Source organism: Paraburkholderia xenovorans LB400, assembly GCF_000013645.1.
In the GTDB taxonomy this organism is placed as follows: Bacteria; Pseudomonadota; Gammaproteobacteria; order Burkholderiales; family Burkholderiaceae; genus Paraburkholderia; species Paraburkholderia xenovorans.
This window is the reverse complement of record NC_007953.1, coordinates 942,695-965,850: the sequence shown is the minus strand read 5'-3', so window position 1 is coordinate 965,850 and position 23,156 is coordinate 942,695. Positions and strand designations below refer to the sequence as shown.

The 23,156-nt window shown below is 58.3% G+C and carries 22 protein-coding genes; 18 read left to right on the top strand and 4 right to left on the bottom strand.

The annotated features are described in order from the left end of the window. Positions 1–2 precede the first annotated feature (2 nt). The 5 genes from BXE_RS41085 to BXE_RS41065 all read left to right on the top strand — a co-directional run bounded on the left by BXE_RS41085 (position 3) and on the right by BXE_RS41065 (position 4,869). Entirely contained in the window at positions 3–911 is a 909-nt protein-coding gene (locus BXE_RS41085) for a TauD/TfdA dioxygenase family protein (protein ID WP_040123488.1), read from the top strand. Between the two features lie 78 nt (positions 912–989). Beyond that, the gene (locus BXE_RS41080; protein WP_011494051.1) at positions 990–1,958 is read left to right on the top strand and encodes an ABC transporter substrate-binding protein; all 969 of its coding nucleotides are present in this window, start codon (positions 990–992) and stop codon (positions 1,956–1,958) included. Next, the gene (locus BXE_RS41075) at positions 1,955–2,791 is read left to right on the top strand and encodes an ABC transporter permease (protein ID WP_148223112.1); all 837 of its coding nucleotides are present in this window, start codon (positions 1,955–1,957) and stop codon (positions 2,789–2,791) included. Before BXE_RS41080 ends, BXE_RS41075 begins: the two co-directional genes overlap by 4 nt. Further along, positions 2,781–3,536: an ABC transporter ATP-binding protein gene (locus BXE_RS41070; protein ID WP_011494049.1), complete on the top strand. Its 756-nt coding sequence runs from the start codon at positions 2,781–2,783 to the stop codon at positions 3,534–3,536. Before BXE_RS41075 ends, BXE_RS41070 begins: the two co-directional genes overlap by 11 nt. Positions 3,537–3,708: 172 nt before the next feature. Beyond that, positions 3,709–4,869 (top strand): porin, encoded by a 1,161-nt coding sequence (locus BXE_RS41065; protein ID WP_011494048.1) that lies wholly within the window; start codon positions 3,709–3,711, stop codon positions 4,867–4,869. A 126-nt stretch (positions 4,870–4,995) separates the two neighbouring features. Here the strand turns inward: BXE_RS41065 and BXE_RS46840 are convergent, their stop codons facing one another. Both BXE_RS46840 and BXE_RS41060 read right to left on the bottom strand, forming a co-directional pair. Beyond that, the gene (locus tag BXE_RS46840; protein ID WP_158340956.1) at positions 4,996–5,169 is read right to left on the bottom strand and encodes a hypothetical protein; all 174 of its coding nucleotides are present in this window, start codon (positions 5,167–5,169) and stop codon (positions 4,996–4,998) included. A gap of 171 nt (positions 5,170–5,340) precedes the next feature. After that, on the bottom strand, positions 5,341–6,306 hold the full coding sequence (locus BXE_RS41060; protein WP_148223111.1) for a helix-turn-helix transcriptional regulator: 966 nt from the start codon (positions 6,304–6,306) through the stop codon (positions 5,341–5,343). A gap of 250 nt (positions 6,307–6,556) precedes the next feature. Between BXE_RS41060 and BXE_RS41055 the strand changes: the two genes are divergently transcribed. Genes BXE_RS41055 through BXE_RS41045 form a run of 3 tightly spaced genes read left to right on the top strand, consistent with a single transcriptional unit; the run spans position 6,557 to position 9,236 of the window. Further along, positions 6,557–7,336 carry a crotonase/enoyl-CoA hydratase family protein gene (locus tag BXE_RS41055; RefSeq protein WP_040123490.1) on the top strand — a complete coding sequence of 260 codons (780 nt, stop codon included), beginning with the start codon at positions 6,557–6,559 and terminating at the stop codon, positions 7,334–7,336. Continuing rightward, positions 7,333–8,277 carry a 3-hydroxyacyl-CoA dehydrogenase NAD-binding domain-containing protein gene (locus BXE_RS41050; RefSeq protein WP_011494044.1) on the top strand — a complete coding sequence of 315 codons (945 nt, stop codon included), beginning with the start codon at positions 7,333–7,335 and terminating at the stop codon, positions 8,275–8,277. Before BXE_RS41055 ends, BXE_RS41050 begins: the two co-directional genes overlap by 4 nt. A gap of 41 nt (positions 8,278–8,318) precedes the next feature. Then, entirely contained in the window at positions 8,319–9,236 is a 918-nt protein-coding gene (locus BXE_RS41045) for a 3-keto-5-aminohexanoate cleavage protein (RefSeq protein WP_011494043.1), read from the top strand. Positions 9,237–9,643: 407 nt separating this feature from the next. Here the strand turns inward: BXE_RS41045 and BXE_RS41040 are convergent, their stop codons facing one another. Next, entirely contained in the window at positions 9,644–10,441 is a 798-nt protein-coding gene (locus BXE_RS41040) for an IclR family transcriptional regulator (protein WP_040123491.1), read from the bottom strand. Positions 10,442–10,628: 187 nt separating this feature from the next. Here BXE_RS41040 and BXE_RS41035 point away from each other — a divergent pair, with 187 nt between their 5' ends. The 7 genes from BXE_RS41035 to BXE_RS41005 all read left to right on the top strand — a co-directional run bounded on the left by BXE_RS41035 (position 10,629) and on the right by BXE_RS41005 (position 18,939). Then, a complete protein-coding gene (locus BXE_RS41035) occupies positions 10,629–12,041 on the top strand; it encodes a phenylacetate--CoA ligase family protein (protein ID WP_011494041.1) in 1,413 nt (470 codons plus the stop codon). A gap of 5 nt (positions 12,042–12,046) precedes the next feature. Continuing rightward, entirely contained in the window at positions 12,047–12,895 is an 849-nt protein-coding gene (locus tag BXE_RS43585) for an amidohydrolase family protein (protein ID WP_049782475.1), read from the top strand. Positions 12,896–12,939: 44 nt separating this feature from the next. Next, entirely contained in the window at positions 12,940–13,467 is a 528-nt protein-coding gene (locus BXE_RS43725) for a transferase hexapeptide repeat family protein (protein WP_011494039.1), read from the top strand. A 32-nt stretch (positions 13,468–13,499) separates the two neighbouring features. Further along, positions 13,500–14,597: a porin gene (locus BXE_RS41020; protein ID WP_011494038.1), complete on the top strand. Its 1,098-nt coding sequence runs from the start codon at positions 13,500–13,502 to the stop codon at positions 14,595–14,597. Between the two features lie 9 nt (positions 14,598–14,606). Then, the gene (locus BXE_RS41015) at positions 14,607–15,788 is read left to right on the top strand and encodes an acetyl-CoA C-acyltransferase (RefSeq protein WP_011494037.1); all 1,182 of its coding nucleotides are present in this window, start codon (positions 14,607–14,609) and stop codon (positions 15,786–15,788) included. Between the two features lie 64 nt (positions 15,789–15,852). Beyond that, entirely contained in the window at positions 15,853–17,232 is a 1,380-nt protein-coding gene (locus tag BXE_RS41010) for an MFS transporter (protein ID WP_049782472.1), read from the top strand. Between the two features lie 162 nt (positions 17,233–17,394). Further along, entirely contained in the window at positions 17,395–18,939 is a 1,545-nt protein-coding gene (locus BXE_RS41005; protein WP_011494035.1) for a methyl-accepting chemotaxis protein, read from the top strand. A 59-nt stretch (positions 18,940–18,998) separates the two neighbouring features. Here BXE_RS41005 and BXE_RS41000 read toward each other — a convergent pair whose 3' ends face one another. Then, positions 18,999–19,934: a LysR family transcriptional regulator gene (locus tag BXE_RS41000; RefSeq protein ID WP_011494034.1), complete on the bottom strand. Its 936-nt coding sequence runs from the start codon at positions 19,932–19,934 to the stop codon at positions 18,999–19,001. A 131-nt stretch (positions 19,935–20,065) separates the two neighbouring features. On the opposite strand from BXE_RS41000, the gene BXE_RS40995 reads away from it, so the two are divergent. The 3 genes from BXE_RS40995 (at position 20,066) to BXE_RS40985 (ending at position 23,151) form a co-directional block, all read left to right on the top strand. Further along, positions 20,066–20,602 carry a nuclear transport factor 2 family protein gene (locus BXE_RS40995; protein ID WP_011494033.1) on the top strand — a complete coding sequence of 179 codons (537 nt, stop codon included), beginning with the start codon at positions 20,066–20,068 and terminating at the stop codon, positions 20,600–20,602. Positions 20,603–20,698: 96 nt separating this feature from the next. Then, on the top strand, positions 20,699–21,763 hold the full coding sequence (locus tag BXE_RS40990; protein ID WP_011494032.1) for a porin: 1,065 nt from the start codon (positions 20,699–20,701) through the stop codon (positions 21,761–21,763). A 20-nt stretch (positions 21,764–21,783) separates the two neighbouring features. After that, entirely contained in the window at positions 21,784–23,151 is a 1,368-nt protein-coding gene (locus tag BXE_RS40985) for an MFS transporter (protein WP_011494031.1), read from the top strand. Positions 23,152–23,156: the final 5 nt, after the last annotated feature.

Below are 23,156 nucleotides of genomic sequence, written 5' to 3'. Positions count from 1 at the left end.
CCATGGCCACGCTTTTGCAAGACGATTTCGAACTTCTCCAGCAACGCCAGTTGCCTGAACATAGCTACAGTGCGCAGAGCGAATCGCGCTTCGGCATTCACGTTGAACCCTATTCGCCGGTGGTCGGCGCACGGGTTCGCGGACTGCGGATCAATGGCAAGGAAACGGTGCCTGCCGAGGTTCGTGCGTTTCTCTACGACAGCCTGACGCGTTACGGCTTCCTGGCCTTCGAACCCGGCACCGTCTCGGCCGCCGAGTTCGCGTACCTGGTCGATCTGTTCGGCCACTCCGAGTACACGGGCACGCCCTATACGCCGGTCGCCGAGGAGAGTTCGAACGTCAACACGATCGACTCCAAGGTCAAGAAAACCCGGATGAATTTCATCTGGCACATCGATCAGGCGTTCCGGCCGGAGCCGCCGCGCTTCACGGTCCTGTTCGGCAAGAAGGTTCCGCCTTTCGGCGGCGATACGGTATTTACCAACGCTACGGCGGCCTACGAATTACTCGACCCGCTCTTCGCGCAATACCTGGAGACGTTGTCGGTCGCGCAGGATGTCGAGACGATGGGCTTTCTAACGCTCGCGTATCGGGAGGAAGAAGAGCTGGCGCGGCAGAAGGCCCGCTTTCCGTGGATCAGAACGCCGCTCATCCGCGTGCATCCGGACACCGGCAAGAAGCAGATCTACGTGAACGAACTGTACACGCAGCGCATTCTCGGCCTCTCGCGTATCGCCAGCCAGAACATCCTGGGCATTCTGTTCGACCTGATCAAGTCGCCCGAGGTGCTGACGCGCTACCGCTGGGAAGAAGGCTCCGTGCTGATCTGGGATAACCGCGTCGTCCAGCATCGCGGCGTCGGCGACTACGGCGAAGGGCACCGCGTGCTGCTGCGCGCGGTTGTCGAATGACCGGGAAGGGACCATCGAAGCGTGCCGGCATGGTCCGGCAGGCGACCATAATCAGAAACGACGCTACGGAAGTCATTCATGAATCGCCGTGAAGTTCTCAAGACCCTTGCCGCGTTGGGTCTCGCCGGAGGCACGGCCGGCGCCGCGCGCGCCGCTGCGGACGCGCCGATCCGCATCACGCTGCCCTCGACCGGGAGCGCCGGCTCGGTCTGGCGTCCGCTGATCGAACAGAATCATTTCGACACAGGGTTGAATCTGCGCTGGATTACCGCCGATCCGGGCAGCATGCAGGTTCAACTGACCGCGGGTTCGCTGGATGTGGGCGTGTTCGGCTCGGTCGGTCTCGCGACGCTCGTCAACAGGGGAAGCGATATCGTGCTGTTCGGCCCGGCGCTCAACAATCACGGCCGCTGGTTGGTGAAGGCCGACAGTCCGTATCACAGTCCGCACGATCTGGTGGGCAAGACCATCGCGTCGACTGCCGAAACCAGCGAGACGTGGCAACAGGCGCTGATTGCCGCTCATCTCGACGGCCTGGATCTGCGCAAGGACTTCAAGGTGATCCACGGCTCGCCTACCGCCAACCTCGCGTTGTTCCAGCGTGGCGACGTCGAGGCTATCGTCACGCTCGAGCCGACCGCGAGCCGTCTGGTTGCCCAGGGCGCGCGCGAGATCGCGCGGGTCGCGGACATCTGGAAACATGCGACGGGAGAGCGTAATTCGCCATTTCTGGTCGGTCTCGCGGCCAGCCGCAAATGGCTGGATACGAATCGCGACACGGCGGCACGCATTGCGAAGATGTTTGTACAGGTCAATTCGTTCGTGCATCAGCAGCCGCAGACGCTCACGCAGATCGCCACGCAGATCGGCCTCAAGCCGGGCGAGACCGCTGCCGCGGCGCTGTTGCCGCAGCGTCTGACCGACGCCTATGCGACCACGTGGGACGCGCAGACCTTCGCGACCATCGACAAACAGATCGACACCGCTGTGTCGCTGGGCATTCTCGGCAAGCGGCCGGCCAGTCCGATCTATACGAAATTATCATGAGCGATGCCGTCAAACCCTCTCTCACACGAGGCGCCGGACGCGCTGCGCGCAGCAGCGGGAATCTGATGCCGATCGTACGGCGTATTGTGCCGTCGGTGCTCTTCTTCGCGGTGCTGATTGTCGTCTGGGAGGGTATGGCGAGAAGCTTGCATTCGCCGCTTGTGCCGGACGTGCGCGCCATCTACGCGCAGTTGCTGGAAATCGTCGAGACGGGCGCCGCGCTCGTGCAGATCTGGGTGACCTTTTCGCGCATGGCGCTCGGCTTTCTGCTGGCGCTGGTCGTCGCATTGCCGATCGGCATTGCCACTGCCCGCTCGAAAGCGATCTCGCGCTTTGTCGAGCCGGGAATCACGCTCGGGCTGACTGTGCCGGGGCTCGTATGGGCGCTGTTGTGCGTCATCTGGTTCGGTACCAGTCTGCTCTCGCCGGTGATTTCGGTCGCGCTTGGGGTGTTGCCATCGCTCGTCATTTCGGTACAGGAAGGCATCCGCTCGCTGAGCGGTGAACTGGTCGAGATGACGCAAGTGTTTCGTCTCAAACGCATCACCGTATTGCGCAAAATCTGGCTGCCGGTTCTGTATGCGTTCATCGTGCCGGGCACGAGGGTCGGCTTCTCGATTGCCTGGAAAGTCATCGTGCTGGTCGAAATTTTCGGCATGTCCGATGGCGTCGGCTATCAGCTCAATGCGCAGTTCAGCACGCAAAACGTGGAAGGCGTGATCGCGTGGACAGTTGCGTTCTGGGCCACGATGCTGGTGGTCGAGAACCTGATCTTCGCACCGATCGAACGACATGCCAACCGCTGGAAGAAAGGACTATCGCATGAGCAGTAGCATCGCCATCGAAGGCGTACACAAACGCTTCGAAGCCTCTTCGCATGCACCGGCGCTCACGGTGTTCGGCGGTATCGACATGCATATTCCCGCCGGGCAGCTGGTCGCGCTGGTCGGTCCGTCCGGCTGCGGCAAGTCCACCTTGCTGAACATGATCGCCGGACTCGACCGGCCGTCCGGCGGCGCGATCCGGTTTGGCGCCGCCGGGGCGACACATGAGCCCGCGTTGAGCGTGGTGTTCCAGCAGCCGCGCCTGATCGACTGGCTGCCCGTCGAACAGAACGTTTCGATCGCGTTCGACCGGGTTGGCGGCGTGGCCGGCGATCGCGACGCCGTCACACAGGATTTGCTCGCCAAGGTGGGACTGCTCGCGCAGCGCCGCTCGTATCCGCAGTTTCTTTCGGGTGGGCAGAAGCAGCGCGTGGCGATTGCACGGGCCTTCGCGGTGCGGCCCGACGTGCTGTTGCTTGACGAACCATTCAGCGCGCTCGACGAACTCACTGCCCGCAAGCTGCGCGAACTGCTGCAGGACATGTGGCTGGGCGCCGAAGGCGAGCGGCCCACGGGTGTGCTCGTCACGCACAACATGCTCGAAGCGGCGTTTCTGTGCGACCGGATCGTCGTGATCGGCCGTCACTCCGGGCAGATCGCCGCCACGATTGACGTGGATGTGCCACGTCCGCGCAATCCCGACGACCCCGCGCTTTTCGACGTGCATCGCGCGATCATGCGGGCGCTGGAGTAAGCGCGCCGGCTCGTGCCGGCAACAGGCAAGAGCACGATGTTTCCCGATCCCGCGTTCGAAAGGGTGCGGGATTTTTCTTTGACCTTTGACTTGTCGATGCCTGATTGGCGGTTCATTCGCTAGAGCAGTTAGGCATCCGATGTAGTTAAACACCACGCTGGTATCGCCAAACATGACGTCATTCAGAAAAACAACCCTACTGCCCACGGCGGCTTTCGCGTTGCTGTCGGCAGTTGCGGTCAACGCTTATGCGCAAAGCAGCGTCACGCTCTACGGCCTCGTCGAGGACGGCCTGATTTATACCAACAACCAGCAAGGCCACGCGAACATCCAGGCCACCACTGGCCAGACCAATACGAGCCGCTTCGGCGTGCGCGGAATGGAAGATCTGGGCGGCGGCTACCGGGCCGTGTTCACGTTAGAGAACGGCTTCGATGCCTCTACGGGAAAATTAGGCCAGGGCGGACTCGAGTTCGGCCGGACGGCGAGCGTCGGCCTCGCGACGCCTTACGGCACCGTGACCGCGGGCCGGCAATATGAGCCGGTCAGCGAGTATCTCGGCGGCTTGAGCAGCGCGTTGCAGTGGGCTGGATGGACAGGCGCGCATCCGGGCGACATCGACAACATGCAATCGACGATCCGTTTTAATAACTCCGTCGAGTACACGAGCCTCACCTACGGCGGCTTCTCGTTCAAGGCCATGTTCGCGCCGGGTGGCGTGGCAGGCGACTTCTCGCGTGCGCGCGCGATGAGCTTCGGCGCGGGTTGGCAGGGTGCTTATGGCGGCGTGTCGGCCGCATATCTGAACATGAACGATCCGTCCGAGTCGGCGTATGCGGGATCGATTCTGCCAGGTCAGGCAGGTTATACGTCGCCGGCGACGAGTCCGATATACCGCGGTTATGCGTCGGCGGATACGCTGCAGATCGTCGGCGCCGGCGCCAATCTGCAATTCTCCGGCGTACGGCTCGATGCGATCTATACGAACACGCGCTACCAGAACGTTGTGCCGACCGCCACGACGCCCTATCGCGGCGGCACCGCGCAGTTCAACACAGTGGAACTGAACGGCAGCTACCGGATCGTGCCGAGCGTTCTTGCCGGTGCAGCCTTTATCTACACGAAGGGGGAAACGGCGAATTACCTGCAGTGGAATCTGGGCGCGGACTACGCGCTGTCGAAACGGACGGACATCGGTCTGGTCGGCGTGTGGCAACGCGCGTCGGGCACTGATTCGACTGGTAAGCCTGCTGTAGCCAGTATCGCCAGTCTGACGGCATCGAGCACGAACAGTCAGGTAGCGGTTCGCCTGAATCTGCGGCATCGATTCTAGGAAAGCGGTTGTCGAGCGTCGATGGGATCCGTATTGAAGGCCTGTCGCTGGATCAACACGCCACCCGACCGTGACGCTGAGCGGTATTGCTGCATCGGCGTATCTCTGCCGCCGGCGCGGCGCGATTCAGGGTAGCGTGTCGAGACGCCGTGCCCAGAGCGATGCGGGCGCGAGCAGCAGGCCGCTTATCGCCAGCATGAGCGTACCCATCGCCATGCCGTCGAGCGCTGTGAAATGCGCGAGCGTCAGGTTGGATCCGCTCAACGCGCCTGATAGTGTGTGCATAAAAGACGTTGTCACGATCGCACCGAGTGGCACGAGCGTCGTGCAGAATGCCGCCGCGCCGAATAGCAGTTGAACTGGCGCGCGTCAGCGCTCCAGTTCGAGTGGATCGCTGGCGAGCGCGCCGGATAAAAAATCATTCCCAGCGCCAACTGGCCGATCGTTGCGTGAAGCTCGCAGGGCCGCTGATTATCGTGCCGACTTGGCTTCGATCGAAACTGGCAGACTTGCGGTCTTGTGTGTTTGCAGCACCGGTACGTTCAGCTCGATGCACTCCACCGCTCGTTGTAGTGCCTGTTCGACGGTCAGATCGGAAGTGTCCAGTGTCACGTTAGCGAGCTGGTAAAGCTGCTCGCGCGCGTCGAGCATGCGGTGGATGTGCTCCAACGCATCGTTACGCAGCGTCTGCGTTGCGATGCGCGCATCGTTTTGCGCCATGACGCGCGCGAAGTGAATCTCGGGCCGCGCTTTCAGCCACATGGTACGGAAGGTCCGAAGCAGGAGTTCATAGGTTGCGGCCTCGGCGACGATCCCGCCGCCCGTTGCGACGACCACTTCGGGATGCGTTTCGATGATCTTCTCGATGCATCGCCGTTCGAGCCGCCGCATGCCAGCCTGTCCATACAGTGTGATGACCTCGCCTATGGCGATGCCGGCTTCCTGCTCGATCATCCTGTCGAGTTCGACGAAGGGGACATCGAGGTGTTTCGCAAGCAGCGCGCCCAAGGTTGATTTGCCGGCGCCCCGAAGGCCGATCAGCGCAATCCGCTGGCGTCGGCTGGCCGCCGCGACTACCGGGATGGAGGTCAGCATTTGTCGCAAGCGGGCGAGTTCGGCGGGAGTTTGCTGTTTGAGAAACTGGATGAGCATTGTCAGGTCGGCGTTTTGCGACGACCCGTCGGCAAGCAGATCCTGAATCGGCAGATTGAGCGCAACGGAAAGTTTCTGCAGCAAGGACACCGAGACATTGCCCTCGCCGCTTTCAATGCGCGCGAGATGAGGAATCGATACACCCGATTGCAGCGCAAGCTGCTTTCGGGTCATCCCGCGCTGGGCACGAAGTGTACGGATGCGCCGAGCCAGTTCTGAAAGCACAGGATCAGAAGCGGGATTCGCCGATGGCGCCGCGGTCGCGGAGGTTGTACGGGTCGCCATATCCATTCTTGACTTGAAAGTTGCATTTTACGGTACCGGCGCTGCGTCCCGACGCCGTTTGTTTTGACGTGCGCGCAAGCGTGGACTGCGGAATCTGAATATCATATAAGATTTATTTCAGGAAGTGAGCGGCCAGACCAGGTTCATTGAAACTTCGAAAGCTTACTGGGTAAACCCCGATATGGTACCGCTTGCCGCCATGGTTATATATCTTATAAGATATATTCAACAAAACGAATCCGGTGCCCGCATGCGCTACGAATTTCTCAAGTTGCAGTACGACGGTCCTCTCGCTCACGTGGAGTTGAACCGGCCCGCGAAGCGCAATGCGATCAATGACGCACTGCTCGACGAACTCGACGCCGCTTTCACCGGGTTCGGTGAAAACGTCCGCGCGGTCGTGCTGACCGCAGCCGGCGCGCACTTTTGTGCCGGGCTCGACCTTGCGGAAAACAGCACCCGTGCGCCGATCGACGTGCTGCGTACTTCGCAGCGGTGGCATCGCGTGTTTCAGCGCATGCAGTTTTCTGATCGCCCAATCGTCACGGTCATGCAAGGCGCGGTGATCGGCGGTGGACTGGAACTCGCGCTCGCTACGCACGCGCGCATCGCGGAACCCGACGCGTTCTTTCAGCTTCCTGAAGCGCGGCGCGGCATTTTCGTCGGCGGAGGCGCATCGGTGCGTGTGGCACGGCTGATTGGCGCCGACCGGATGACGGAAATGATGCTCTCCGGGCGCAGCTACAGCGCCGAGGAAGGACAGCGTCTCGGGCTTGCGCATTACATGGCAGAGGCGGGTGGCGGAAGGGAAATGGCCGTGCAGCTCGCAAGACGCATGGCCGCCAACGCGTCGCTGTCGAACTGGGCGGCGATCAACGCCGTGTCGCGCATCCATGACATGTCGATGAGTGACGGTCTTTTCACCGAATCGTTGACGGCTGCATTGACGCAAAGCGGCGCTGACGCACACATCAGAATGCGCGAGTTCCTCGACGGCGCGCGTGCGCAGGACGGAACGGAGCCGAGATGAGTACTGCCACGATACGGCGCGTAGCGGTAGTGGGAACGGGGGTGATTGGCGCGAGCTGGGCCGCCTGTTTTCTGTCGCGCGGTCTGCAGGTTGCCGCGACCGATCCTTCGAGCGGCGCACGCCAGCGTCTGGAGCACGCCGTGATGCAGCATTGGCCGACGCTCGTCACGGCCGGGCTCGCATCCGGCGCGTCGCTGGGCAATCTCACGTTCCACGATTCGCTCGATGCTGCGCTGGAAGGTGCGCAGTTCGTTCAGGAAAATGGCCCGGAGCGCATCGACGCGAAGCGTGAGCTGTTCGCCGCAATCGACGCCGCTACGGCAAGCGATGTGGTAATTGCATCGAGCTCATCGGGATTGCTGATCAGCGATGTGCAAACCGCCTGCCGGCACCCGGAGCGGGTCGTGCTCGGTCATCCGTTCAATCCACCGCATCTGATTCCGCTCGTCGAGGTGATCGGCGGACGCTTGACGTCGGAGACCGCGATTCGCGCCGCGATCGATTTCTATCGTGCGATCGGCAAGCGCCCCATTAACCCGCAAAAAGAAATTTCCGGCCATATCGCGAACCGGTTGCAGGCTGCGCTGTGGCGGGAGGCGTTCCATCTGGTGTCGATCGGCGCTGCCACCGTGCAGGACATCGACGATGCGATCGCGTATGGGCCAGGTTTGCGTTGGGCCGTGATGGGACCATTTGCGAATCTGCATCTGTCAGGCGGAGCCGAGGGAATGCGGCACCTGCTCGAGCATCTGGGCGCCCCGATCGAGAACTGGTGGGCGCAACTGGGCACGCCGGCCATGACGCCCGACTTGAAGCGGATGGTGATCGACGGTGTCGATGCCGCGCTTGCCGGCCGCAAGGACAGCGACCTGGCTGCGCAACGCGACCTGATCATTCTCGACGTGCTACGTGCGAAGGCTGCCGCGTCGGCCATTCCGTGACGGACGTGCAAGGCCTTCTACCCAAAATAATGGAGACCAACATGAGCAGACCCAAAGTCATCGTCACCATCGCGCCGACCGGCGGCATGGCCAGCAAGCAGCAGAACCCGCATCTGCCCACGCAGCCTGAAGAAATCGCGAGTGACGTCTATGATTGCTACAACGCGGGCGCAAGCGTGGTGGCGGTACACGCGCGGCGTCCCGACGACGGCGCGACCTGCGACGCGGCAATCTATCGCGATATCAATACCCGTATCCGCGCGAAATGCGACATCGTGATCAATAACTCGACCGGTGGCGGCGTGCACGGCGAGATGATCGGGCAAGCATCGAACGGTTACTGGGAGATCCTTTGGGAGGAACGGCTAAAGGGCATGGATGCGGGTGCGGAATTGTGCACGTTAGACGCGACGACCATCATCGCGACCTTTGGCGGCAAGGAGCTGCTGATGCACACGTCGCCGGAACGTTCGAAGCACCTCGCCGTCGAGATGAAGAAGCGCGGCATCAAACCCGAGTGGGAGGTCTTCAGTCCGACGCATATCGTGCAGGACGTTGCAGCGTTGACGGCGGCTGGTTTCGACGAGGAACCGTTCTTCATCAATCTGGTACTTGGTGTCCATCGTAACTTTCAGAATGCGATGCCTTATTCGCCTCGTGTTCTGCAGTCGATGGTGGACCTGCTACCAAAGGGCAGCATCTTCTGCGTGAGCGGTATCGGGCCGGCGCAATTGCCATCGGCAATGAACTCCCTTTTGCTCGGTGGCCACGTTCGCGTGGGCCTCGAAGACAATCTGTATTACAGCGCGGGCGAACTCGCGACCAACGTGCAACTGGTCGAGCGGGTCGTGCGGCTCGTACGCGAGATGGGTTACGAGCCAGCAACGCCTCGCGAAGCGCGTGAAATCATGGGGCTCCCGCGCAGCAGCGGACCACGGCCCGACTTCGCGATGCAATAGCATCCGCCGCGAACGAAATCGATCAGACACGGAGGCATGCGACGGCTAAGCATTGGTGGGAAAAGGACATGCAGACCGGGGGCGGGCGCGCGGCATCCAGATGACAGACATGGAGCGCCATGTCCACACCGATTCGACGGTGATCGCGCAGACACTCAAGCATATCGTGACGTGTCCGGTAGCGCTCGCGAGGAGAAGATCGATCGGACGGACCTGCTCGATTTGCGGGCCAGTCTGCCAAGCCCGTCGCGATTCTCTCGATTCTCTCGGACAACTGCGTCGGCCATGCGTTGATGTCGCTCGCAGCCAGGTATGTGGGACGGGCCGCCCCACTGTCTCATCGCTACCAAAGAGGCCGCCTGCCCCCGGGTCCGTGCCGCGCTATCCGGTCGACGGCAACTGTACTCTCAGCTTGGCATGCGGCTGACATGCCCGAAGTAAGCGGAGATGTCGTCCGCTGTTGACAGGAGGGCATCCAGGTAGTTCTGCGGTGGCGTGGCGGGCAATTGCTTTATCGAACCCACGACGCAGATCATCCCAACGAGGCGTTCGTGGGCATCCGTGATCGGAGCTGCAAGCGCATTAAAGCCGACCATCCCTTCGTTCGCGCTACTTGCCCAGCCGAGTTCCTGAATCTTCTCCAGTTTTTTCATCAGATCCCGCCGGTCGGTGATGGTGTATGCAGTCAGTTGCTCGAGCGGCTCATTCAGCACACGGGAGCGCAATTCCGCCGGCCCGAAAGCCAGAGCGATTTTCCCTAGTGCCGTGTAGTGAAACTGCATGGTGGTGCCTATTCGGGGTGAGCGCATGGTATCGGCACGACTGTATTCTGCGTGTACCACAACAATCGCATCGCCTTCGACGCGCGCAACGACGGCCGTAAGTCCTGTCGCATCGGAAAGCTTGCGCGCCGGCAGGCGCGCTGCTTCGACGACGTCCAGCCGATAGCTCAAGGTGTGACTTAGCCTCAGTAGCTGAGGCCCGGTTGAGTAGCGCTCGCTTTCTTCATCTTTAAGTGCGTAACCCAGGGTGACGAGCGTTTGAAGATGTCTATAGACGCGAGCTTTTCCTGCGCCAATCTGCTTTGACAACTCCGTCACACCGACTGTCGACCTGGCATTGGCGAGGGCCTCCAGGATCTTCAGGGTGAGAGCAACCGCCTGTACTCCTTCGACCGGTTCCCCGGAGTCACTGATCTTTGGCATGGGCTGATATTCCAATGTTGCAATGTTATGAGCGGAAATTATAACGACCATGGTCGGCCTGCCACGGGCGCCCCTGGTAGCGTCCAGATAGGGAAAACTCCCGACGCCGATTGGTTGACACGGCACAAGGACTACACTATCGTTACATCATTATAAACGCAACAACGTATCGGTAGGCGAAACACCAATGAGACAGTTTGAGGGATCAATTCCCATCTACCACCAGTCACTGGATTTCGACGCACTTTGTCGTGAATTCCCGCCTGCGGATCGCTATGCCAGCGATACGCATCTTTGGTCTCCCGATCGAATCCATGCTGAACAGAATCGGCGATTTATCGCGCAGATGGACCGTGCGTGGGAGATCCCGTTTTACCAGTCGCTTTGGGGCGAGGCTGGTATTGAGCGGGCAGACATTCGTGGCCTGGAGGATATCGACCGCTTGCCGACGTTCTCGGTACACGACCTTCGTGAGGCACTCGCCCAAACCCCACCGTGGGGAAGCCTGGTGGGGCTTGATCCGTTGGTAGACGCGCCGCTACCTCTCGTTTTTCAGACCAGTGGTGGGACCACCGGACTGCCTCGTCCCATGCTTTACTCGCCCCGCGACCGCGAAGTCATGAACATCCTGATGGGGCGCAGATTTTATCTGCAAGGCGTTCGTCCGTTCGACCTGGTGCTTGTTTCGTTGGCTCTTGGCTTGACGAATGCGGGACTGCTGGCACGGGAAGGACTGTGGAAGTACACAGGTGCGGTTCCCATCATGGCTGGCACTGGAGCACAAACACCTACACGACGTCAGATCGAGCTGATTCGTGGATGGAACGTACAGGTAATCTGCGGCAGCCCCGCATACTATCGCTACATGGCTAACGTAGCGCAGTCGGAGATGGATTTCGACGTGCGGGAATCGAGTGTGAAGAAGATCATCACGTGGTTGGGTGGTGAAAGTCGGGAAGAGCTTGAAAGCCTGTGGAACGCAGATGTTTACGACGGGTATGGAACCAACGAGCTTGGAACAGTAGCCGCTGAATGCGCTGAAAAATCAGGACTCCATGTTTTTGAAGATGCGTTCCATGTAGAGATCCTCGATCGTCAATCGGGAACACCCGCAGCGTCGGGCGAGCCAGGTGTACTGCACGTCACAACGCTGTTCAAGCATCTGGCGCCGATGATTCGCTTCAACACCAATGACATGTTCAGCTTTCATGCTGGTGACTGCAATTGCGGATGCAAAGGAAAGAGGCTGACGGGCATGGCCGGACGTGCCGACAACATGATCAAGCTGAGGGGCATCAGCGTATTTCCGGAGGCGATCGGTGAATTGCTGAAGGCCATGGGCGATACCAACGGTGAGTTCGTCTGTATCGTAGAGCGCTCAGCTACCGGTCAAGACGAAATGCAGGTTCTCTTCGAGAGTACCGCATCGGAAGATGCGCGTGAATTGCACGCAGTGCATGCTGCGGAGCGATTGAGAGAGGGAGTTGGGCTCAAGGTTCAAGCGACGGCTCAACCTGTCGGCAGTCTCGCGAGCATAACCAGGATCGATACCAGCACGAAAGTGGTTCGACTCGTCGATAAACGTAAACAAGACAAGTAAAGACTATGAAGATTTTTGATTGCCATTCCCACTGGGCAACCCGGGAAGCTTACGTGATGCGCACGGAAGAGGAGCTAGCCCGGGTACGTCATGTCTGGGGAACGGATATTCTCTATTTGACGCAAGAGGAGCAGGCCGCGTATTTTCGCGAGCACCAGGCAAAAGCCATTCTTGATCTCTCGTTTACCAAGACATTGCCCATTGAAGAAATACGGCAATTTCACGACTACGCGTTGGATTACCAGAGGAAATATCCCGATACGGTTGCCGGACATTGGTTGCAGTTCGAGCCGCATCGGGCGGAAGAATCACTGGAGGAGTTCGAACGCGTCAAAAGCGCTGCCCTTGGTTTTACCGGGTTTTGCGTGAACGGTCAGGTTACGGGTGTGCCTCCAGGCGATCCGGCATGGTTTCCGTTCTATGAGCGGTCAGTGGACCATGGCACGCCGGTTCTGATCCTTTGCGGACTGACCGGAATTGGCCAGGGCTTGCCTGGTGGCAAAGGCATCATTCTCGATCACGGGCATCCCCGCCATGTCGACGCCGTAGCGGCACGTTACCCTGAGCTCAAGGTATTGGCGTCCCGTCCGGCTTACCCCTGGCAAGACGAAATGATCGCGGTAATGCTGCACAAGGCCAACGTTCACTATGAGCTGCATGGCTGGGGCCCGCGTCAGTTCTCGCCCGCCCTGAAGAAGGAGATCGGCGGCCGGATGCAGGACCGGATCATGTTCGGGTGTGATTTCCCTGCTTTGCGTTTCGAAAAGGTAATCCCCGACTGGTTAAACGAGGGATACACCGAGGCTGTGTTGAGCAAGGTCCTTTTCGAGAACGCGCAGCGCTACTTTGAATAGCCGGTTTTCGTTCAGGACGTCGAAAAAACGAACCTCTATCAGCAATGGCCGGAAAATATTACTCTTTCGATGGAGTTAGTCCCGAAGTATCGGGCTCTGCATTTGTGCATCCGACGGCGGTGCTCATTGGCCGAGTGACGATTTCCGACCACTGCTATATAGGACCACACGCGACCCTGCGAGGTGACGGAGGAGTCATTCTTCTGCGTGAAGGCGCGATCGTGCAGGATAGTTGCACCATTCATGGCAGAAATGCCGTGCTCGAGGTCGGCAGTTGTCTTGGCCACAACGCTGTGGTTCACGGTGCCCGTATCGGGGAAGGGGCGCTGGTTGGAATCAGTTCGGTGGTCCTCGATGAAGCGGTGGTTGGTAGTCAGGCTATTTTGGGGGCGCTGTCGCTTTTAACCGCGCGCACGCTCCTCCCAGACCGCCATTTGGCAACGGGCATTCCTGCGAAGGTCTTGCGAGCTCTTTCCGGGAATGAAGTCTCCCGGATGGTCGAGGGAGGAAAACATTATGAAGCGCTCACAATGTTGTCGATTCGGACAATGAATGAGGAGCGTAACGCCTGATTTAAAAACAATATGATATATATGGAGACAATATGAAAAAGGCTTTTTTTGCGTTGTATATAGTACTGCTGACTTATGCGTCGTCGTCTGTTGCCCAGTCCAGTGTTACGCTATTTGGCATTCTGGATGAAGGTGTGAGTTACACAAATAACATTAAAGGATCGAGCTCGACGAAGACGGCCAGTGGCATCAAGTGGCCGACATACTGGGGTATCAAAGGTCAGGAAGATCTCGGAGGAGGCTGGGACGCCGTCTTCAATCTGCAGGATCAATTTGACATTAATTCCGGTGCGATGGGATATGGAGGACTGCTCTTTGGCAGACTGGCTATCGTCGGTCTTGCGAACAAGGACTACGGGCAAGTGACGCTCGGCCGTCAAAGCGACTTCATGAACGACTTCCTGTATCTCGTTTCAGATCGCGAACAGTATTTGACCCTGTACTCGCTCGCGCCGGGCAACCTGGATCGCATCGGCGGTGGGCAACTGAACAACTCGATCAAGTACCGTTATGGTTTGGGTACGGGTATTTCGTTGGGTGCAATGTACGCGTTTTCGAACTCCGGGACCGGAACGGCCGCTAACGGTACTGCTCGCAGTTTCGAACTTCGGTACACGAATCAATCTGTCCGCGCTCTTGCCGTTTACACCGATATTCACGGTGTAAGCGTGGCGCCCGCCTCGTCGATCGGTTCTTCCTCCTTTCTGGGTTACCAGTTGGGGCTGGGTGCATCGACCGTGGTGCCGCTAAACAGTTTGAGTATTGCGGCGTTAGGCATGAGCTATACCTATCAGAAGCTGACCGGTATGGTGACCTATACCAATGTGCACATGGACTCCGTTCGCGAATCCGGCGCTCTGCAGACGCTCACGCTTGGAGGCATTTACCGCTTTACACCCGCGTTTCTCCTTGAAGCTGGCGCTAGCACGTCGCGCTTGAGTTCTTCCCGGTGGAATCAACTGGTGGCGACGTTGGACTATTACCTGTCCAAGGGAACCGACATCTATCTTACTGCTGACTATGAGCATGCCAGTGGTCATGGGCAGACTGCCGAATTGTATATGTCAGGCGGACCGTCAAGTACGGGATCGCAGGCAATTGTGCGAGTAGGTGTAAAGCACTATTTTTAAGGGATGAAAATGTATAGAGAGGCGTTGATCGTTTCAGCGGCGAGGACCGCGTTCACCAGGAGCTGGAAAGGGAGCTTCAATACTACTTACGGTGCAACGCTTGGAGCCCACGCCGTACGTGCTGCGCTTGCCAGATCTGGTGTGGAGGCTGGCGCTTTCGAGGACGTATTGATGGGATGTGGCAATCCAGAAGGTACGACGGGCGGCAATATCGCCAGGCAGATCGGGTTGCTTGCCGGACTGCCGACCAAGGTGCCTGGCATGACGCTGAATCGATACTGCGCTTCCGGACTACAGACGATCGCGCTGGCTGCGCAGAGAATATGGACGGGCGAGGGCGAGGTGTTCATGGCCGGTGGCGTCGAGTCAATTTCCTGCGTGCAGAAGTACGCGAATTCGTTTATGGCAGAGGATCCGGCGCTCAAGGCAAGCCATCCTTCGAGTTTCGACACCATGCTTCAAACGGCGGAGGTCGTTGCGCGACGGTACGGAATTACGCGCGAACGCCAGGACCTGTTTGGTGTTCGCAGCCAGCAGCGCGCTTGCGCGGCTGCAGAGGCTGGTTTGACGGCAGATGAAATTGTTCCCGTGCGGGCGACGATGACGCGGGTGGATCCTCAGACCGGCGAAGCATCAACGGTCGATGTGCTGGTCGATGGCGACGAGGGGCTGCGTCCAGCTACCACGTACGAAGCGCTTGCGGCCATTAAGCCAGCGATCGAAGGCGGTGTGGTTACCGGTGGCAATGCCAGTCAGTTCTCGGACGGTGCCGCGGCGGTCGTCGTCGCCGATTCCCGGTACGCCGAGCGACACGGCGTGCAGCCACTTGGAGCGTTCAGCGGTTTCGCGGTCGCCGGCGTGGAGCCCGACGAAATGGGAATCGGTCCGGTACAGGCGGTGCCAAAACTCCTTGCTCGCGCGGGCCTTCGCGTTGAGGATATTGACTTGTGGGAACTCAATGAGGCGTTCGCATCCCAGGCGCTTTACTGCATCGACCGACTTGGTCTTCCGGAGGAGCGCGTCAATGTGAACGGGGGCGCGATTGCCCTTGGTCATCCGTATGGCGCGTCCGGTACGCGGCTTTGCGCGCATGCGTTGATTGAAGGCAGGCGCCGGGGTGCGAAATACGCGGTCGTCACGATGTGCGTGGGTGGCGGACAAGGGGCGGCCGCCCTCCTGAAGGTGTATTGAAATATCGAAGCCTGAGATACTAGCCTCAGGCCTCTGGCCAGTCAGAGAATGAGGGAGACCGAAGTTGAAACTCAACGAACTTGCCACGGAACCGCAAGTGGCAGATACCACGATCTCGACTGAGACGATCGTTGCTCGTATGGAGCGCATACCGCCAGGGAGATGGTTCCGCAAACTGCGGTTGACCATGGGTATGGCGACTTTTTTCGATGCTTTCGACTCGCTGGCTATTGCGGCAGCGTTGCCGGCGCTGTCGGCAATCTGGCATCTGAAGCCGACTGACATGGGTGTGCTGATCTCGGTTGGCTATGCCGGCCAACTGCTGGGAGCACTGGTACTCGGTCGCTTGGCCGAGGCGCGGGGTCGAACCAACGCGGCCCTTATCTCTGTGGCGATTTTCACGTTGTTTTCCGCGCTTTGTGCCCTCGCGCCGTCATATACCTGGCTGTGCGCGTGCCGATTTCTTCAGGGGGTGGGGCTTGGGGGCGAAGTGCCGATTGCGGCGGCTTACATCAACGAATTTAGCCGGGCCAAGGGACGGGGGCGTTCCTTCGTGCTATATGAAGCGAGCTTCACGTTGGGTTTGGTGTTTTCAAGCCTCGTAGGCGCCTGGATCGTGCCGCAAATGGGGTGGCGGGTGTTGCTGGCTTTGGGTGCTGTTCCGGCTGTCATTATCCTTTGGGCGCGTCGCAGTCTGCCCGAATCTCCACGCTGGCTTGCGGAGCACGGGCGCCTTGCCGAGGCCGATGAAGTCGTCTCGCGGATTGAGCGTAGCGTAGAAGAAGAAGGCAAGACGCTGCCTCCGCCAGCCAAAGCAGTTCCACGGCCAGCGATGGCGCGAACGCGTATTTTGACCCGAACGAGCCTGGTGCGAAGTCTGTCAGTCTGGGCAATGTGGTTTGCATGCTATTTTCTGTCATACGGCGTGGGGACCTGGGCTCCCACGATCTTGCGGACTGCTCTGCACTTACCCTTGCAGCAGGCGCTGCTGTTCTCGTTTGTGCTCCAGACTTTGTACCTTTGCGGAACTCTTGGTACGGCAGTGCTTGTCGACAGATTGGGGCGAAAGATATATTTCCGAGTGGCTTTTGCTGGCGTGAGCATTGCCCTTTTCTGCGCCTATAGCATGGCAGGCAATGAAATTGCCCTGATGGCGTTAATTGCGGGAGCGTTTGTTTTCAACGCTGCAATCTCGGTCACGCTTTACCTGTACACGCCTGAAATTTATCCCACGACGGTACGGGCAAAGGGAAGCGCATTTGCAACATCATTCGCGCGACTCGCCTCCATTACCAGTCCCCTGGCTATCGGCGCGATAATGCAGCACGCCGAGTTTTCGCAGATTTTTCTGATGCTGGGACTGGTAGCACTTGTGATAGGCGGAAGCGGTGCCCTGTTCGTAACTGAAACGCGTAATCGCGTACTGGAAGATATTCCTCAATAGCTTCCTGGGGAACTCCGGCCGAATCTCTACGTATCGCCCGAAAGGCTGCCGGACAGGTCTTGCACAGCACGACCTGTCTGGAGTCGGGAACAATCCGATATCCGCCACTTAATTCGATCCCGGCAATCTCGGGAAAATATATCTTCGCCGAACCGTTTCCTCATGACGATCGCCCAACGTTTGTTGCTAACGCTTTGTGTTGCAATGCTGTCCATTCTGATCACTGGCGGCTACGGTATTCTGGAACTGAGCCGTGCGTCGCAGCGTATCAATGAGCTGCAGGCCGCCTCGCTGCCTTACGGTGAAATGCGGGGCAAGACCGAGATTGCCGTCGCTAATCTATATCGTCTGGATTTACGCTACCTTGCCGCCGCAGATAAATCTCAACGAACAGAGATTGAGGACGAGGAGGCAAAAGCGGATGCAGTTCTCGGCGATCGGCTTGGGGCGTACGAAAAGCTTCGGTATACCGTTGGCACCGGAGATCAGTTTGTGAAGAGAGATTTAGCTGCGCTAGATGTGCTTCGCCGCGCTCGAGGCGAGTTCATGAACGTCGTTCGACGCGGTGACCGTGCCGACGCGACGTCTCGTCTGAATCCCGGCGGCGCTGTCGATATCGCAGGCGCTCAACTGCTTGCCGCCGTTGAGAGACATGCTGAACATGAGCGTCAACGAGAGAATACGGAACGCGAGGCCATGGCCGACGGATTCGTTCGAGCCTCGTGGATTCTGCTTGTCGCCGCGACGTTCGGGTTGATTGTCACCGGTGCGATCGGTATCAGCGCGTATCGGATCATCACGCGCGCGCTGCAGTTCATGAAAAATACCTTTCAGCGCGTGGGAAGCACGCTTGATTTTAGCGTTCCGGCAACCGTTCGCCGCAATGACGAAGTTGGAGAAACGGCGAAGGCGTTCAATATGTTGCTGGCGCGTGTGTCGCAGACAGTCAGTCTGGTCCGTCGAAGCGCGGAATCGGTGAGCGCCGGTGCGCACGAAATGGCTACGGGGAACGCGGATCTCTCCGCGCGCACGGAGGAGCAGGCTGCCGCGCTTGAGCAGACCGCTGCGAGCATGGAGCAACTGACTGCCACTGTTCGACAGAATGTCGGGACGGCTCGTGCAGCAAGCGAACTCTCGGCTCGTGCGGCCGAGAGCTCCAGGTCTGGTCATGTCCTGGTGGAGCGTATGGCTAGAACCATGGAACAGATTTCCTTGGCGTCTGAGAGGATTGCCGAAATAACGACGATGATTGACGGGATTGCTTTTCAGACCAACATTCTCGCGCTAAACGCATCGGTCGAGGCCGCACGGGCGGGCGAACCGGGACGGGGTTTCGCAGTAGTCGCGGGTGAGGTTCGTGCGCTCGCTCAGCGCTCATCCGGCGCTGCGAAGGAAATCAAGGCGCTGATTGCCGGCTCCGTTGACACGGTGCGGCGCGGTGCGGAAGAAGCGAAGCAGGTCGGCGACGCTACGGATGAGATCCTCGGTGCTGTCGATCAAGTAACAACATTGATTGGCGAGATAGCCAATTCGTCCGAGGAGCAGGCGCGCGGAATTGAGCAGGTTAGCGAGGCAATTGTCCAGATGGACCAGGTAACGCAGCAGAACGCAGCACTGGTGGAGGAGGCGACTGCTGCGGCCCAGTTGCTTGATGAGGAGGCCACGTCCCTGACTGGAGCAGTCGCGGCATTCAAGCTGGCCGTCTAACTGAAGCCGGCGTCACCTGCTTCTGAACGAATCTCCGGTGCGTTTGATCCTCTATCGTATCAATGCAGCCGACCTGACCCCGCAAGTAGCGTGTCTGCGAATAAGTTGCGCAGCCACATGTGGCCGGGGTCTCCGTCGAATCGGGGGTGCCACATGGCCATCGCGATAGATTCCGAGATTGGGAACGGGATCGGGAAGAAGCATAGTTGATTTGAGAACGGATAAGCGTCCTGCGCACTTGATGGAAATGTCCCAATGAGGTCGGTTCCAAGGACGAGATTTGGGATCGATACGAAATGAGGAGTGACCAGTGCGATCTTTCTTTTGAGCCCAAGAGCCTCGACGATCACTTCGACTAAGGTTCCGGGTACATTGTTTTCACCCACCGCGATGTGAGACGCCTCGAGATACTCATCGCGTGACATCGTGCCCTGCTTCAGCCGCGGGTTGTTCTTGTCTGCGACGCACTGCAGTGTGTATCTGAACAGCTCGCAGGTCGAGATACCGATCGGTGGCTGTTGAAAGACGCCAAGCGCCAGGTCTGCCGATCCAGACTCGATCTCACGCTGGCCTCCTCGTGGTCCGACATGGACGATCGTAATCCTGAGATTGGGTGCGATCTCGCGAATGCGGCGAACAACAGGCGGCAAACAGTGGTAACTCATTCCGTCTGACAGCGCGACCCGGAAATTTCTTTCCGCGGTGGCGGGCTCAAAGCGCTGCTGACTGCTTACAAGCGACTTCCACCTTGCTAGAAGCTCGGCCAATTGGGCAGATAGGACCAACGCATGCGGTGTTGGCTCCATTCCGTTAGCGGTACGGATAAAAAGCGGATCACTAAAGATGTCTCTGAGACGTCCGAGCTTCTGGCTGACAGCAGACTGTGTCAGTCCGACGTCATCGGCGGCCCGCGATACGCTTCGTTCCCTCAATAGCGCATCAAACACGAGCAGGAGCTTGATGTCCAGTGTGTCGACTCGGGGGTTCCTTCTCATGACATCAATATCTCTAATAGAGGTAGCAGTAAATCTAAACACGCCGCAGAAGGTCAATTCTATACTGCCCACCACCTGGACGCTGACCCAGATCGACGCGTCAGGAAAATTCGGCTACCAGGAGGTCAGGCGTGGAACATACGAGTATCGAGAGGGATGACGTCTTGCGACGTCTTCGTCAGGTGGAAGACCACCTCAATATCCTGAATCTAATTGCGGCACATCCGCCATGTGTGGATACGGGTAGTGCGGAATATGCGGAGAATATGTCCGAAGACACTGTTCTCGACCGGGGCGTCGGCTTGTCTGGCGCGTTCGGTAGAGTCGCATTTGCGACGGGGATTACCGGGCCTGCGCATCGCGAAGCAATTCAATCTGGTATTTCTCACTTCCTCTCACTTCCATATATTAGCGTAAGCGACGACACCGCCGTTGCAATAGGCTATCTGCAAATTCTTATTCCTGCACCTGATGCCCCGCTGGTCGCCGTGCCGGCCCACGGCGAGTCGGCTGGATTTAAGGTGTTTCGCGTTACTGCGAACCGTTGGGACCTGGAACGTCGCGGCGACCATTGGGAGATAAAGCGTCGCTCGCTCAGGTTGCTGGACGATACCGATGCCGCGCGCAAGCTGCTTCGTGAGGCGATTGAGGACGGTCACATCCGGTAGATTTGTGCGTTAAGGATTTTAAAACTATAAGGTCGTCCATTGCTTAAAACAAAACAACGATGATTGATCGGTTTTATAAAAAACAGGAGACAAAAAATGAATAAAATTTTTATTTTTATGTTGTCGATTATTCCTGTCTGCCAGTCGGCTTATGCCCAGTCGAGCATAACGTTATATGGCGTGGTCGATGATAGCCTTACCTACGTCAATAATGTTGCGGGCGGCAAATTTGTCGGGATGCAGAGTCAGAAGCAGTGGCCGAATTACTTTGGGCTGACCGGTGCTGAGGATCTCGGCGCGGGTTTGCGTGCAGTATTCAAGATCGAAGAGGGGCTGAATCTGAACACAGGTTCTTCGTACGCTCGAACTTCGATGGTCGGCCTGTCCTCGAATGAGTTTGGGACCCTCACCCTTGGAAGGCAGATCGACCTTTATGCCAACGTGACCCAGCTCACCAGTACCTTCTACGCGAACGCGATTGACGGCCTTCATCCTGGAGACTACGACCGGTTGGCCGTTGTATTTCTTAATAATGCAGTCAAGTATGCATCACCAACCATCGACGGGTTCAGGCTGGATGGTCTCTACAGCTTCGGATCCGCTGATTCCGGTACGACTAACGGCGGGCGTGCTTTCGAGGTTGCGGCAAATTACAAGAACAGCATTGTGAGTGCTTCCACCGTCTACGGGAGCATAAACGGAATTGCAGTGACGCCATACAATGATATTGGCGTTCCAGAGCTCTTTGGGCATTCCCTGTCGGCATCAACGACGTTCAACCTCACTCACAGCGATATCTTTACCGCGGGCGCAGCGGTGACGCTTGAAGCGTGGAGGCTTTCGGCCGTCTATAGCAACACTCGAATGAAGGCAGGCGGAGTGACAGAGCGTTTGTCCAGTTACGACGCCGGGGTTGGCTGGTTACCTCGGCCCGACCTGAAGTTCGGGATTGGTTACGTTTACTCCAGTCTTGATGGTTACCACTGGAACTCCGGCAACGCAGCGGCCAATTATTCCCTCTCAAAGAGGACGACCCTTTACCTCGATGGCTCTCTAATCAAGGCAAGTGGACCGAATGTGCGAGCGGCATTGACATCGATGACACCGTCGTCGACGGACCTGCAAGCGCTAGTCCGTGTTGGTATAGAACACAGCTTCTAGGCGCAAGTTCACGGGAACATATGATGGATCAAGCTACTTATTCCTCGGCAGGTTTTATCGCGGCGAGACTTGACCGGTTACCGAATTCAGGTTGGCATATTCTCGTTCGATGTGTTGTTGGTGCAACGGTATTTTTCGATGCGTTTGACGCCTTGAGTATTGCACTCGTGTTGCCGGTCCTCTCGACAAGGTGGCATCTGACGTCCATGTCGATTGGCATTCTCATTGCATCCGGATATGTCGGGCAAGCTATCGGCGCTTTACTGTTCGGATCGGTAGCTGAGCGCATTGGCCGCATCAAGACGATATCGCTCACGATTGTTATTTTCGCATTCGCCAGCCTGGCATCCGCGTTTGCGCCGAACTATGCCTGGCTTTGCGCGATGCGCGTCATCGGAGGTATTGGTCTCGGCGGAGAGGGGCCTGCGGCCCTCGCGTATATCAGTGAAATCGCACCTGTAGAACGTCGCGGAGCTTTCATACTTTCGTTTCAGTTTATGTACGCGGCCGGTTTTGTCGCCGCGTCGCTCATGGGCGCCTGGATTGTTCCGCGATTCGGCTGGCAGTCTATCTTTATCGTCGGGTCGTTACCGATCATTCTTCTCCCTGTCCTCCGTCGGCTGTGTCCGGAATCTCCGCGCTGGTTTGCGTCGCGAGGTCGTTTGGAGGAGAGCGACGCAGCGTTATGGGAAATAGAAAAACGTGTTTCCAAAAACGGAAAAGTCACGTTGTCAGATGTAGCGCCGACGGCTGGCCCGGTGTTGAATCGCGACTCGAGCGTGAGGGAGCTTTTCTCACCGGTTTACAGAAAACGTACCATAAATTTATGGATATTGTGGGCAGCAACCTACTTTGTCGTGTATGGAATGACGAACTGGCTGCCTACGTTGCTTAAAACGGTCTACCACCTCCCTCTCCAGGAAACCCTGAATATCGCTCTGTTGAGTGCGACGTTAGGTCTGTGCGGGAACATAGCGTGCGTAGCGTTGATCGACCGGATTGGACCGAAACATTGGTTCATTGGGGCGTTTGCCGGGGCGGCGGCTCTATTTTCCCTTTGGCTTGCAATGGGTGACGGAAAGCTCGTTCCATTCCTCATCCTTGGGTTGGCGGCGTTCGTTCTCTCTGTGACCGTTAGCTTCGGGCTATTTCTGTACACCGCGGAGATTTATCCGACTCGCATGCGTGGTATAGGCGCAGGCTTTGCCAGCTTCTGGTTACGCGTTGCGTCGGTTCTGGCACCGATGGTCATCGGTTATCTGTTACCACGGCACGGAATCTCTGGCGTCTTTGCTGTCTTTGCTGGGGTCTCTGCAATCGGATTCCTGGCTAGCCTGATCGGGATGATCAAGACGAAGGGTTTGCGGCTAGAGGACATCGCGCCCTGAGCACG

What these genes read in the sequence shown, in the direction of transcription:
- BXE_RS41085 (WP_040123488.1), top strand. Translation starts at nt 3, where the DNA reads ATGGCCACGCTTTTGCAAGACGATTTCGAACTTCTCCAGCAACGCCAG.
- BXE_RS41080 (WP_011494051.1), top strand. Translation starts at nt 990, where the DNA reads ATGAATCGCCGTGAAGTTCTCAAGACCCTTGCCGCGTTGGGTCTCGCC.
- BXE_RS41075 (WP_148223112.1), top strand. Translation starts at nt 1,955, where the DNA reads ATGAGCGATGCCGTCAAACCCTCTCTCACACGAGGCGCCGGACGCGCT.
- BXE_RS41070 (WP_011494049.1), top strand. Translation starts at nt 2,781, where the DNA reads ATGAGCAGTAGCATCGCCATCGAAGGCGTACACAAACGCTTCGAAGCC.
- BXE_RS41065 (WP_011494048.1), top strand. Translation starts at nt 3,709, where the DNA reads ATGACGTCATTCAGAAAAACAACCCTACTGCCCACGGCGGCTTTCGCG.
- BXE_RS41060 (WP_148223111.1), bottom strand. Translation starts at nt 6,306, where the DNA reads ATGGCGACCCGTACAACCTCCGCGACCGCGGCGCCATCGGCGAATCCC.
- BXE_RS41055 (WP_040123490.1), top strand. Translation starts at nt 6,557, where the DNA reads ATGCGCTACGAATTTCTCAAGTTGCAGTACGACGGTCCTCTCGCTCAC.
- BXE_RS41050 (WP_011494044.1), top strand. Translation starts at nt 7,333, where the DNA reads ATGAGTACTGCCACGATACGGCGCGTAGCGGTAGTGGGAACGGGGGTG.
- BXE_RS41045 (WP_011494043.1), top strand. Translation starts at nt 8,319, where the DNA reads ATGAGCAGACCCAAAGTCATCGTCACCATCGCGCCGACCGGCGGCATG.
- BXE_RS41040 (WP_040123491.1), bottom strand. Translation starts at nt 10,441, where the DNA reads ATGCCAAAGATCAGTGACTCCGGGGAACCGGTCGAAGGAGTACAGGCG.
- BXE_RS41035 (WP_011494041.1), top strand. Translation starts at nt 10,629, where the DNA reads ATGAGACAGTTTGAGGGATCAATTCCCATCTACCACCAGTCACTGGAT.
- BXE_RS43585 (WP_049782475.1), top strand. Translation starts at nt 12,047, where the DNA reads ATGAAGATTTTTGATTGCCATTCCCACTGGGCAACCCGGGAAGCTTAC.
- BXE_RS43725 (WP_011494039.1), top strand. Translation starts at nt 12,940, where the DNA reads ATGGCCGGAAAATATTACTCTTTCGATGGAGTTAGTCCCGAAGTATCG.
- BXE_RS41020 (WP_011494038.1), top strand. Translation starts at nt 13,500, where the DNA reads ATGAAAAAGGCTTTTTTTGCGTTGTATATAGTACTGCTGACTTATGCG.
- BXE_RS41015 (WP_011494037.1), top strand. Translation starts at nt 14,607, where the DNA reads ATGTATAGAGAGGCGTTGATCGTTTCAGCGGCGAGGACCGCGTTCACC.
- BXE_RS41005 (WP_011494035.1), top strand. Translation starts at nt 17,395, where the DNA reads ATGACGATCGCCCAACGTTTGTTGCTAACGCTTTGTGTTGCAATGCTG.
- BXE_RS41000 (WP_011494034.1), bottom strand. Translation starts at nt 19,934, where the DNA reads ATGAGAAGGAACCCCCGAGTCGACACACTGGACATCAAGCTCCTGCTC.
- BXE_RS40990 (WP_011494032.1), top strand. Translation starts at nt 20,699, where the DNA reads ATGAATAAAATTTTTATTTTTATGTTGTCGATTATTCCTGTCTGCCAG.
- BXE_RS40985 (WP_011494031.1), top strand. Translation starts at nt 21,784, where the DNA reads ATGATGGATCAAGCTACTTATTCCTCGGCAGGTTTTATCGCGGCGAGA.